This is a genomic window from Achromobacter ruhlandii (assembly GCF_002082135.1).
In the GTDB taxonomy this organism is placed as follows: domain Bacteria; phylum Pseudomonadota; class Gammaproteobacteria; order Burkholderiales; family Burkholderiaceae_B; genus Achromobacter; species Achromobacter ruhlandii.
In genome coordinates this window covers 3424977-3436168 of record NZ_CP017433.1, presented here as the reverse complement: position 1 = coordinate 3436168, position 11192 = coordinate 3424977, and the positions used below count along the sequence as shown (strand labels likewise).

Annotated in this window: 10 protein-coding genes and 2 pseudogenes; 4 read left to right on the top strand and 8 right to left on the bottom strand. The window is 69.4% G+C overall.

What is annotated here, in order from left to right; all coding sequences use genetic code 11:
* Positions 1 to 16: 16 nt before the first annotated feature.
* Positions 17 to 286 (top strand): annotated as a pseudogene (locus tag AruCF_RS30245) (hypothetical protein); the annotation flags it as partial.
* On the opposite strand, the pseudogene AruCF_RS15440 reads toward AruCF_RS30245, so the two are convergent.
* The 3 genes and pseudogenes from AruCF_RS15440 to AruCF_RS15430 form a co-directional block, all read right to left on the bottom strand.
* A pseudogene (locus AruCF_RS15440) lies at positions 218 to 433 on the bottom strand (pentapeptide MXKDX repeat protein); the annotation flags it as partial. The pseudogenes AruCF_RS30245 and AruCF_RS15440 overlap by 69 nt on opposite strands.
* Positions 434 to 480: 47 nt before the next feature.
* Entirely contained in the window at positions 481 to 1272 is a 792-nt protein-coding gene (locus AruCF_RS15435) for a molybdopterin-dependent oxidoreductase (protein ID WP_049074085.1), read from the bottom strand.
* A 10-nt stretch (positions 1273 to 1282) separates the two neighbouring features.
* Positions 1283 to 1921 (bottom strand): cytochrome b/b6 domain-containing protein, encoded by a 639-nt coding sequence (locus AruCF_RS15430; RefSeq protein ID WP_049074083.1) that lies wholly within the window; start codon positions 1919 to 1921, stop codon positions 1283 to 1285.
* A 211-nt stretch (positions 1922 to 2132) separates the two neighbouring features.
* Between AruCF_RS15430 and AruCF_RS15425 the strand changes: the two genes are divergently transcribed.
* Both AruCF_RS15425 and AruCF_RS15420 read left to right on the top strand, forming a co-directional pair.
* Positions 2133 to 2864, top strand: a complete 732-nt coding sequence (locus AruCF_RS15425) for a response regulator transcription factor (protein WP_049074082.1) — start codon at positions 2133 to 2135, stop codon at positions 2862 to 2864.
* Entirely contained in the window at positions 2861 to 4333 is a 1473-nt protein-coding gene (locus AruCF_RS15420; RefSeq protein WP_083036799.1) for a sensor histidine kinase, read from the top strand. The genes AruCF_RS15425 and AruCF_RS15420 overlap by 4 nt, the downstream gene beginning before the upstream one ends.
* Positions 4334 to 4385: 52 nt before the next feature.
* Here AruCF_RS15420 and AruCF_RS15415 read toward each other — a convergent pair whose 3' ends face one another.
* From AruCF_RS15415 to AruCF_RS15400, 4 genes are all read right to left on the bottom strand, one after another.
* Complete coding sequence (locus tag AruCF_RS15415; protein WP_049074078.1) at positions 4386 to 5543, bottom strand: NAD(P)H-dependent flavin oxidoreductase; 1158 nt, start codon at positions 5541 to 5543, stop codon at positions 4386 to 4388.
* Positions 5544 to 5725: 182 nt separating this feature from the next.
* Positions 5726 to 7114, bottom strand: coding sequence for a tripartite tricarboxylate transporter permease (locus AruCF_RS15410; RefSeq protein WP_049074076.1), 1389 nt, complete (start codon positions 7112 to 7114; stop codon positions 5726 to 5728).
* Entirely contained in the window at positions 7111 to 7584 is a 474-nt protein-coding gene (locus AruCF_RS15405) for a hypothetical protein (RefSeq protein WP_049074074.1), read from the bottom strand. The genes AruCF_RS15410 and AruCF_RS15405 overlap by 4 nt, the downstream gene beginning before the upstream one ends.
* Positions 7585 to 7678: 94 nt before the next feature.
* Complete coding sequence (locus tag AruCF_RS15400) at positions 7679 to 8968, bottom strand: hydroxymethylglutaryl-CoA reductase, degradative (protein WP_049074072.1); 1290 nt, start codon at positions 8966 to 8968, stop codon at positions 7679 to 7681.
* A gap of 141 nt (positions 8969 to 9109) precedes the next feature.
* On the opposite strand from AruCF_RS15400, the gene AruCF_RS15395 reads away from it, so the two are divergent.
* Positions 9110 to 10540, top strand: a complete 1431-nt coding sequence (locus AruCF_RS15395) for an aminotransferase-like domain-containing protein (protein WP_049074070.1) — start codon at positions 9110 to 9112, stop codon at positions 10538 to 10540.
* Here the strand turns inward: AruCF_RS15395 and AruCF_RS15390 are convergent.
* A partial coding sequence (locus AruCF_RS15390) for an anaerobic ribonucleoside-triphosphate reductase activating protein (RefSeq protein WP_254431133.1) occupies positions 10531 to 11192 on the bottom strand: 662 nt, incomplete at its 5' end. The genes AruCF_RS15395 and AruCF_RS15390 overlap by 10 nt on opposite strands.

The following is an 11192-nucleotide window of genomic DNA, read 5'->3' as shown; positions in this document are numbered from 1 at the left end:
CCCAGGAAATGCCTGCGTGTCAGTCTCATGGGGGCTCCTTGGGAAAGCGGGCCCGCGCGCGGCGCGGCCGGGGCGGCGCCCGCGGGGCGGTTGGCGGGCGGGCTTACTTGCCCATGCTGTCCTTGCTCATGGAGCCGCCCTTGGACATGCCGTCCTTGGACATCCCATCCTTCGACATGCCATCTTTCGACATGCCATCCTTGGCCATGCCGTCCTTCTTCATGCCGTCGTGCGACATGCCGTCCTTGGACATGGAGTTCTTCGACATGCCGTCCTTGGACATGCCGTCCTTCGCCATGCCATCCTTGGACATGCCATCCTTCGACATGCCGCTCTTGGCCATGCCGTCCTTGGACATGTCGTCGGCCGCGTGCGCGGTGACCGCGCCAAAGGCCAGGCACAGCGAGAATGCGGCGGTGGTGAGTGTCTTCATGATGCGTTCCTCTGGTGTGTCGTGGTGGGAAAAAAAGTGAAAACCACCTAGCTGCCGCCGAACCAGTTGTAGCCCTGGTCCTCCCAGTAACCGCCCGGGTAGGTGTTGGTGACGAAAATCGCCTGGATGTGCTTGGGGTTCTTGTAGCCAAGCTTGGTGGGCATCCGCAGCTTCATCGGGAAGCCGTACTCCGGCGGCAGGGTCTTGCCGTCGTAGGTCAGCGCCAGGATCGTCTGCGGATGCAACGCGGTCGGCATGTCGATGCTGGTGTAGTAGTCATCGGCACACTTGAATCCCACATATTTCGCGGTCAGGTCGGCGCCCACGCGCTTCAGGAAGGTCGAGAACGGTACGCCGCCCCATTTGCCGATGGCGCTCCAGCCCTCGACGCAGATGTGGCGCGTGACCTGGTCGATCTGCGCCATGGCGCGCAGCTCTTCCAGCCGCCAGCGGCGCTTGTCCGCCACCATGCCGGTGACTTCCAGCCGGAAGCTCTCTTCCTCGACCTGCCGCACCTCGTCGATGCCGTAATAGGCATTGAACGGGAACGGGCGGGTGATCATGGATTCCGGGTAGGTGGGGGCCAGTTTGTTCGGGTCGAAGATCCAGCCTTGCACGCGGTCGTTGAAGCGCGACACGGCGGTCAGCGCCTTCTCCACGTTTTCATCGTCGGACAGCGTGCAGCCGGACAGCATCGCCAGCCCGCCCAGCGTCAGGCCGCGGCGCAGGAAGGCGCGGCGCGAGGGCGCCTCGACCCGCTTGTCCAGGATCTTCACGGCTTCCTTCAGGATGGCGGGGCCGTCCAGGCCCAGCAGCGACAGGCGTCGTTTTGCGCTCACGTTGGGCTCCTTATTTGCCGCGGATCATGGCGATCAGGCTGCGCGGCACCAGCGCCACCATGACCAGGTGGACCGCCACGAACGCCACCAGCAGCGCCATGGCGAAGAAATGGATGCGGCGCGCGAATTCATAGCCGCCCAGCAGCGTGCGCAGCGTGTCGAACTGCACCGACTTCCACAGCACCAGGCCGGACAGAACCAGCACCGTGATATCCGCGATGACGAACAGGTAGGCCAGCCGCTGCACCTGGTTATAGTGGCGCGGGTCGGCATGCGACAGCTTGCCGCGCAGGGCGGCGACCAAGTCGCGGGCGACGCCGCGCGGGCCGACCGGGAAGAACTTGCGCCACAGGCGGCCGGTGGTCAGGTTCAGGCCCAGGTAGAGCAGGCCGTTGACCAGCAGCAGCCACATGCCGGCGAAGTGCCATTGCAGCGCGCCGCCCAGCCAGCCGCCCAGAGTGGCGCCGTTGGGAAAGGTGAAGTCGAAGAACGGCGCGGCGTTATAGACGCGCCAGCCGCTGGTCACCATAATGACCACGGCCAGCGCATTGAGCCAATGCACGATGCGCAGCCAGCCGGGATGGACCGGGCCGCGGCTGTCGGGCGCCGGGGCGGCGGGGGCGTCTGGGGTGGCGGGCGTGGCCATCATGGCGGGGCTCCTCGGGGAGGCGGTTGTTGTCGTTGGAGCCATTCTTCCCCGGCGCCGATATCGAAGTCCTCACGCAAACTTAAAATAAATGTGATAACTCGCCGGCCATGGATTGGCGACAATAGCGCTACCGGGGGCGGATCGTCCGCGCCCGGCGTTGCCGGCCGCTGGCGGTCGGCTTACCCTGATTTCCACCCCTGACCGAGCCCCTATGGATACGCCTCGCCGCGTCCTGATCGTCGAAGACGACGCCCACATCGCCGAATTGCTGCGCCTGCACCTGCGTGACGAGGGCTACGCGGTCGAGCACGCGGCCGACGGCAACGAAGGCATGCGCCGGCTGGAGGAGGGCGGCTGGGACGCCCTGGTGCTGGACCTGATGCTGCCGGGCATCGACGGCCTGGAGATCTGCAAGCGCGCCCGCGCCATGACGCGCTATACCCCCATCATCATCACCAGCGCCCGCTCCAGCGAGGTGCACCGCATCCTCGGCCTGGAACTGGGCGCCGACGACTACCTGGCCAAGCCGTTCTCGATGCTGGAACTGGTGGCGCGGGTGCGGGCGCTGCTGCGCCGCACCGAGGCGCTGGAGCGCAATGCCCGCATCGACGCCGGCAGCCTGCGCCAGCACGGCGTGGCCATCGACCCCATTGCCCGCACCGCCTCGGTCGACGAGCGCCGGCTGGAACTGACGCCGCGCGAATTCGACCTGCTGCATTTCTTCGCCCGCAACCCGGACAAGGTGTTCTCGCGGCTGGACCTGCTGAACCAGGTCTGGGGCTACCAGCACGAAGGCTACGAGCACACCGTCAACACCCACATCAACCGGCTGCGCACCAAGATCGAGGCCGATCCGTCCAATCCGCAGCGCATCCTGACGGTCTGGGGGCGCGGCTACAAGTTCGCGGCCGCGCCCGGCGCGCCGGCGGAGTCCGCGTCATGAAGCGCCTGACCCTGACCCAGCGCCTGTCGGCCGTGTTCGCGCTGTTGCTGCTGGCGTGTTGCGGCGCGTCGGCCTGGCTGCAGATCTCGGCCAACGTGCGTTACGAGCAGGAAGTGGTGCAGCGCCTGTCCAGCGGCCTGGCGCAGCATATCGCCGGCACCAACGAACTGATGGACGCCAACGGCTGGAAGCCGGACGCGGTGCGTTCGCTGTTCTCGATGCTGATGATGGTGAATCCGGCGGTCGAGGTCTACCTGCTGGACAACGACGGCCGCATCGTGGGCGATGCGGCGCCGCCCGGCCAGATCAAGCGCGACCGGGTCGACCTGGCGCCGGTGCGCCGTTTCCTGGCGGGCGCGGCGCTGCCGATCGAGGGCGACGATCCGCGCCACCTGGATACGGCCAAGGTATTTTCGGCCGCGCCGGTGCGGGTGGCGGGGCGCGACGAGGGCTATGTCTATGTGGTGCTGCAAGGCCAGGCGCATGACGCGCTGGCGATGGCCGCGTCGCGCAGCGCGGTGCTGCGCACCACCCTGTGGTCGATTGCGCTGGTGGCCCTGCTGGGCCTGGTGTCGGGACTGGCGGCGTACGGCCTGATCACGCGGCCGCTGCGCGGCCTGACGCGCGCGGTGCGGGCCTTTGGCGATGACGATGGCCGCGCGTTGGCGGCGCTGGAAAAGCCGGCCGACGCCACCGATGCCAGCGGCGACGAGATCTCGGTGCTGCGCCGCAGCTTCGTGCAGATGGGCCGCCGCATCACCGAGCAATGGCGCGAGCTGACGCGCCAGGACCAGCAGCGGCGCGACCTGGTGGCGAACATTTCGCACGACCTGCGCACGCCGCTGACCTCGCTGCACGGCTACCTGGAGACCCTGCGGTTGAAGGACGAGACGCTGGACGCGGCCGAGCGCCGCCGTTACCTGGACATCGCCCTGGCGCAGAGCCGCAAGGTCGGCCGGCTGGCGCAGGAACTGTTCGAGCTGGCGCGGCTGGAATCCGGGCTGGTGCGGCTGGAACCCGAGACCTTCTCGCTGCCCGAGCTGGCGCAGGACGTGATCCAGAAATTCGAATTGGCCGCCGAGGCGCGCCAGCAGCGGCTGACCACGGCGATTGACCAGGAGCTGCCGCCGGTGCGCGCCGACCTGGGCATGATCGAGCGGGTGCTCACCAATCTGCTGGACAACGCCATCCGCCATACGGCGCCGGGCGGATGCATCGAGCTACGCCTGCGGCAGGCGCGCGACGGCGTGCAGGTGCGGGTCAGCGACAATGGCGCCGGCATTCCCGACGCCTTGCGCGCCGGCCTGTTCACCCGCGCCTCGGTGCTGGCGGACGGCCCGCGCGATGGCGGCGGGCTGGGGCTGGTGATCGTGCACCGCATCCTGAAGCTGCATCACAGCGATATCCGGCTGGTGCAACGGCCGGAGCCGGGCGCGGTGTTCGAATTCAACCTGCCGGCGGCGCGCTGATGCGGCGTCAGCCGCCCGCGCGCCGCCGGGTCCTGGCGCTGGCGTGCCGCCGTCAGGCGGCCGCCGGCATCCTGCCGTTCAGCAGATAGTCCATCAGCTCGCGCACGCTGCGCATGGCGTCGCCGAACGGCAGCTTCGACGCGCCGCGGAAGAACAGGCCGCGGCTGACTTCGCCGCGCATGGCGGCGGCCAGCTTCAGGTCGATGCAGAACTGGCCGAAGCGCGCGATGCCGTCGCGCAGGCCGCATTGCGTCAGGCAGTCCATGCGCTGGCTGCAACGGCGCGCGTCGCAGCGGGTGCTGTCCTGCAGGGTCTTTTCCTGGCGCAGGTAGCGCGTCAGCCACGGCGTCGGCACGGCGCGCGCCGGCAGGCCGGCCACGCTGGTGAATTCGGCCAGCTTGTCGGGGTCGGCTTCCATCAGCACGCGCTTGAAGTTCTCGTGGGCGTCGCCTTCCTCGGTCACGGCGAAAGCCGTGCCCACTTGCACGCCGTCGGCGCCGTGGCCGAGCCAGTGGCGCACCTGCTCGTGGCTGCCGACGCCGCCGGCCACGATCAGGCGCGGGGCGTCGCGGCCCAGTTGCAGGTCCTGGAACAACTGGCGGCATTCGGCCAGCACGCGCTTGAAGTCGAAGCGTTCGTCGTGGATGTCGTCCAGACGCGCGGCGCCCAGGTGGCCGCCGGCGTAGCCGGGGTGTTCGATGACCACGGCGTCGGCCATGCGGCCTTTCTTCATCCACTTTTTCAGCACGGCGGCCACGCCGCGCGCTTCCGACAGGATGGGGACCAGCGCCACCTTGGGATAGTCGGCGGTCATGTCGGGCAGGTCCAGCGGCAGGCCGGCGCCCATGACGATGGCCTGGGCGCCGCTTTCGCAGGCCTGGCGCACCAGGGCGGGATGGTCGCGCACGGCCTTCATGACGTTGACGGCCACCACGCCGCGCCCCTGCGCGGTGTCGAGCGCGGCGCGCACTTCGCGGTCCAGCGCGACGCGGTTGGCGCTGTCGATCTGTTCACGGTCGCGGCAGTCCTCGGTCTGCTCGATCAGGTCGGGATGGTGATGGCGCAAGTCCACACTGGCGATGGTGCCGACCGCGTTCTGGCTGGCGACCGCGCCGGCCAGGCGATGGGCGGATACGCCGACGCCCATGCCGCCCTGGACAATGGGCAGCAATTCGCGTCCGGCGAGAGTGAGGGATTTGAACCACGTCATGAAATGGAAGCCTTTATTGGGAACAGTGGCTTCGAGGCTAGAGCAAGGCATGACGCGCCGCCTTGCGCGGAATCAAGCGGGCGGGTGAAAGCGGGGAGAGGGAACGCGGCAGGGGCGTGGCCCGGCCGGGCAGACAAAAAAGGGGCGGAGCCGGCGGGCTCCGCCCCTGGCCAATGGTGGCCTTACGCCACCAGCTTGACCAGCGCCGGCACCGTCAGCACGGCCGTGTAGTAGCCCATGAACTGCACGCCGGTATTGAACCCGAACAGGCGCGACAGCAGGCCGCCGAACAGGCCCATGGTCAGGATCACCAGCAGGCCCAGGAACTGGCCTTCCCACACGCTGATCACGATGATCAGGCCGACGAAGGTGGCGATGATGGCCTCGTGGCTGACCTTGCGCGACACGAACAGCGCGGCGCGGCGGGCGAAGTTCATGGCGAACGGATACGACACGATCGCCGCCAGCAGCACCGCCAGCATGCCGTAGCCGAGGAACTCCCAGTGGTTCAGCAGGTTGTGCAGGTTGTGCGTTTCGCCGCTGGCCGCGTCCACCGTGAAGCGCGGCGGCGCGTTGAACAGCGGCGCGGCCGGCCCGGCGGCCACCGGGCTGAGCGGCAGGCCGAAAGCGATCAGCGGGATCAGGGCCTCGGCGATGTAGGTCGCCTCGGTGACGCCGTTGCGCGCGCTCAGCACCGTGGTCAGGCGATGATAGGCGTGCTTGACGCGCGAGCCCACCAGTTCGCCCAGCACCACCGTCATCGCCACCGGGCTGAACACGAAGGTGGCGCTGGAGATGGTGGCGGTGGCCAGGGTCCAGCGGGTCTGGATGCGGTCCATCACCTTGAGCGGGTTGGGGAAGTAGCCCGACCAGCCCTTGACGTCCGGCGCCAGCGAGAACGTGCGCACCTTGTCGCGCATCATTTTGGCGCGGCCCTGCGGCGCGATCACGGTGAACAGGTCCGCGATCAGCGGGCCGATGGCGATGCCCAGGAAGTAGCTGATGCTGAGCTTGACGCCGTATTTGGCGGTCAGGCTCTGCAGCGCCACGATCACCACCACGAACGGCACCAGCAGCGCCACCGCGGCCCAGCGGCCGGCCGAGAAATAGGCGATCAGCACCGCCGCGGCCAGGAAGATCCACGGCGCCGACTTGGTGATGGCGCCGCCGAACGGCGCCAGCAGCACGGCGAACAGCACCGCCAGCGGCACCGCCACGAAAGCGGCGACGATGGCGCCCGACACCATCTTGCGCAGCGCGATGTGCGGCACGCCGAGCTTGCGCAGCATGTTGGCGTCCTGCAGCAGCGGCGTGGCGAGCGTGTCGCCGGGGATGCCCAGTAGCGCCGTCGGCACCGCGTGGGTCATGTGCTTGGCCACCGCGCCGGCCAGGAAGAAGGTGAAGACGCCGGCGGGCGGCACGCCCAGCAGCACCACCAGCAGCGTCAGCGGCGCCAGCGTGGTGGTCTCGTCGGTGCCGGACACCAGGCCGATGGCGGCGAACACCACCGCGCCCAGGAGGCCCATGCCGGCGGCCACCATGATCTGTTCAAGCAACACGGGATCGCTCATGCCGGCACCTCTTCACGCACGTTGCGCGGCTGGGCCTGCGGCGCCTGCGCCGCGGCGGGCGCGGCGAACAGCTCGTACAGGTCCAGTTCCTTCAGTTCCTTGACCACCGCCGGCGGCAGGTCCGCCAGCGTGCCCAGGCCGCCCGGTTGCGCGGCCAGTTCGGCCAGCACCTCGGCGCGCCAGGCCGGATCGTGCGAGGCGCTGTGCTCGACCACTTCGCGCTTGGGCGGGAACAGGCGGGCGCAGATCACGCCCGCCAGCACGCAGCCGGCCAGGCCGGCCAGCATGGCGTAGGCGTGCGCCAGCTCGGGCGAGGCGACCTTGTCGCGCAGCCAGCCGCTGGCGGCGTAGAAGCCCGCCACGCTGACGGCGATGCCGATGGCGATGGCCCACGCCAGGTGGCGCAGGTCGACCGTGTCGTTCCATACTTCGGCCAGGCGTCCGGCGGACGCCTTGCTGTCTCTTTCCATGTCTGTCTCCTTGATGGACGGGCGGCGCGGGAGGTTCCCGGCGCCGCCTCTGTTCTTGTGCGGCCGGCGTGCGTGCGCCGGCCGTGCCGCGCCGTCAGGCCGGTTTCCGCAGTTCCTCCAGCAGCGCCAGCGCGCGGTCGGCGCGCACGTCCTTTTCTTCGGCCATGCGTTTGGCCAATTGGTCGACCTCGGCGCCCACCGCGCCCACGGTCAGCGCGATGTTGCGCGCGTGCAGCGCCATGTGGCCGCGCTGGATGCCTTCGGTGGCCAGCGCCCGCAGCGCGCCCAGGTTCTGCGCCAGGCCCACGGCCACGGCGATCTCGCCCAGCTCCTGGGCCGAGCGCACCGCCATGATCTTGAGCGCCAGCCGCGCCAGCGGATGGGTCTTGGTGGCGCCGCCCACCAGGCCCACCGGCATCGGCATTTCCAGCGTGCCGACCAGGGCGCCGCTGGCGTCCTTTTCCCAATGGGTCAGCGAGGTGTAGCGGCCGTCGCGGCAGGCGTAGGCATGGGCGCCGGCCTCGACCGCGCGCCAGTCGTTGCCGGTGGCGACGATGACCGGGTCGATGCCGTTCATGATGCCCTTGTTGTGGGTGGCGGCGCGGTACGGGTCGGTGGCGGCGAACACGTAGGCATCCAGCACGCCCTCGATGATCTCGGCGCCGCTGCGGTCCTTGGTGTCGAGGGTCCGCGGCGTCAGGCGCACGCGGGCCCGCGACAGGCGCAGGTCGGCCAGGTTCGACAGGATGCGCAGCCGCACCGTGCCACCGGTGATCTCCTCGACCAGCGGCGCCACGGCCTCGGCCATGGTGTTGACGGTGTTGGCGCCCATGGCGTCGCGCACGTCGACGATCAGGTGCAGCACCAGCATCGGGCCGCGCGGCGTGTCGGTGAACACGTGCGCCTCGATGTCCTGGCAGCCGCCGCCCAGGCCGATCAGCACCTGGTCGCGGCTGTTGGCCAGCTTGACGATGCGCTCGCGCTCGCGCAGCAGGGCGACGCGCGCGCCGTGCGGATCGGTCAGGCCCAGCACCTGCACCTGGGCGCGCATCAGCGGCCGGGTGCTGGAGGTCTCGAAGCCGCCGTTCTCGCGCGCCAGCTTGGCCATGAACGAGGCCGCGGCCACCACCGACGGTTCTTCCACCGCCATCGGCACCAGCACGTCGCGGCCATTGACCTGGAAGTTGCCGGCCACGCCCAGCGGCAGCTCGAAGGCGCCGATGACGTTCTCGATCATGCCGTCGGCGCGCTCCAGGCCGAGCGCGCCCGGCTCGGCCAGTTGCTGGCGTTCCTCGGGCGTCAGGCCGGCCGCGTCGGCGATGGCGGCGAGGCGTTGGGCGGGGGTGAGGGCGCGGAAGTTGGGCAGGCGTGAATCGGCCACCATGGCATGTGTCTCCATCTGGAAATCTAGGAATTGGGTGACCGGATTCTAGGTAAACTGTACCGGCATTCAGAGGTACAGTTTGGACGAACAGTACCATCGCACTGCACCAATTTTCGACTTTTTGCCGCTGGAAACCACGCCGTGGACGCCGACAACTCCCCGGGCCGCGCCCCGCGCGCCGCGCCCATCGCCGAAAGCCTGGCGCGCCTGATCGGGCGCCAGATCGCCGAGGGCGTCTATCGCCCGGGCGATAAATTGCCGTCGCTGCGCGAGCTGGCGCAATTGCATCGCTACGCCAAGAACACCGTGGTGGTGGCGTTCGAGATGCTGGTGGCGCGCGGGCTGGTGGAGCCGCGTCGCGGCTCGGGCTTCTACGTGCTCGACACCGGGCCGGCGCGGCGCGCCGCCGACGAAGAGCCGGGGCAGTTGAGCCGCGCCATGGACATCGTCTGGCTGATGCGCGAGCAGCTCAAGACGCAGCCCGACGCCATCGCCGCCGGCGACGGCTTCCCGCCGGTGGAATGGCTGGCCGACATGCGCATGGACCGCTATCACCAGAAGGTGGTGCGCACCGGCCTGGGCACGCTGTTCCGCTATGGCAGCCGCTTCGGCTACGCGCCGCTGCGCGAGAGCCTGGTGCGCAAGCTGGGCGACGTCGGCATCAGCGCGGCGCCGTCGCAGCTGGTGCTGACGCACGGCGCCAACGAGGCCATGGACCTGGTGATCCGCTACTTCCTGCCGCCGGGCGCGGCGGCGCTGGTGGACGATCCGGGCTACTACCCGCTGTTCGGCAAGCTCAAGCTGGCCGGCGTGCGCATGCTGGGCGTGCCGCGCCTGTCGGACGGCCCGGATCTGGCGGCGCTGGAGGCGTTGCTGCAGCGCGAGAAGCCGCGCCTCTTTTTCACGCAGTCGCTGGCGCACAATCCCACCGGTTCCGACATTTCGCCGGCCAAGGCCTACAAACTGCTGCAACTGGCCGAGCGCCACAATCTGATCGTGGTCGAGAACGATCCGCTGGCCGACTTCAAGCCGACCTCGGCGGTGCGGCTGTCGGCGCTGGATCAACTGGAACGCACGGTCTACATCGGCAGTTTCTCGAAGTCGTTCTCGGCGGCGCTGCGGGTCGGCTTCATCGCCTGCGGCGCGGGCCTGGCCAGCGACCTGGCGGACCTGAAGGCGCTGGTGCACGTCAGCAGTTCGGAATACTGCGAGCGCATGGTCGACGTGATGCTGCGCGACGGCCACTACGAACGCCACCTGGTGCGCCTGCGCCAGCGGCTGGAAGCGGCCACCGGCGACGCGCTGCGGGTGCTGGATTCGCTGGGCGCGACGGTCTACACGCGGCCCACCCGCTCGCTCTATCTGTGGGCGGCGTTTCCCGGCATCGACAATTCGCTGGCGCTGGCCGAGGACCTGATGCCGGAGAAGGTCATCATGGCGCCGGGCCGCGTGTTCAGCGTCGATCCGACGGCGGCCTCGCCCTGGTCGCGCTGCAATGTGGGCGCGGTGGCGTCGCCGCGCTTTCACGCCGCGCTGGCGGCGCGCCTGGGGCGCGGCGGCGCTCAGCGGTAGGCGAATTCCTCGAACCAGCCGCGCAGCAAGGCCTGCGCCTGCGCGCCCAGCAGCCGCGCCGGCGGGGTGCTGGGGCAACTGCGCGCGCCTTGCACCGCGAAGCGCTTGACGCCGCGCCGCGCCAGTTCGCGCGCCAGGCCCAGCAGCCGGGTCTCGTCGAGCCAGTCGGGATGCCAGGTGATGCGGCATTCGAAATCCACGCCCGCCGTCAGCAGTTGCGTCATGCAGGCCTGCGCCGACCGGTGCGAATCGCGCCGGCCCGTGATGTCGTCATAGCCCTGCGCATCGGCCTTGATGTCCAGGCCGACCCAGTCCAGATAGCGCAGCACGTCGGCCAGGCGCAGCGGATAGATGCCGGCGGTGTGCAGGCCGATGCGGTATCCCATGCGCCGCGCCTCGCGGATCATCGACGGCAGGCGCGGCTCGCTGAGCGGTTCGCCGCCCGAGAACACCACCGCGTCGAGCAGGCCCTGGCGGTTGTCCAGGAACGCGCGCACGTCGCGCCAGTCGTAGCGCGCGTTGCGCGTCTGCAATTCGGGGTTGTGGCAGTAGTGGCAGCGCCAGGGACAGCCGGCGATGAAGACGACGGCGGCCAGCGTGCCCGGCCAGTCCACGGTGGAGAAGGGCGTCAGGCCGCCCACCGCCGGCGAAT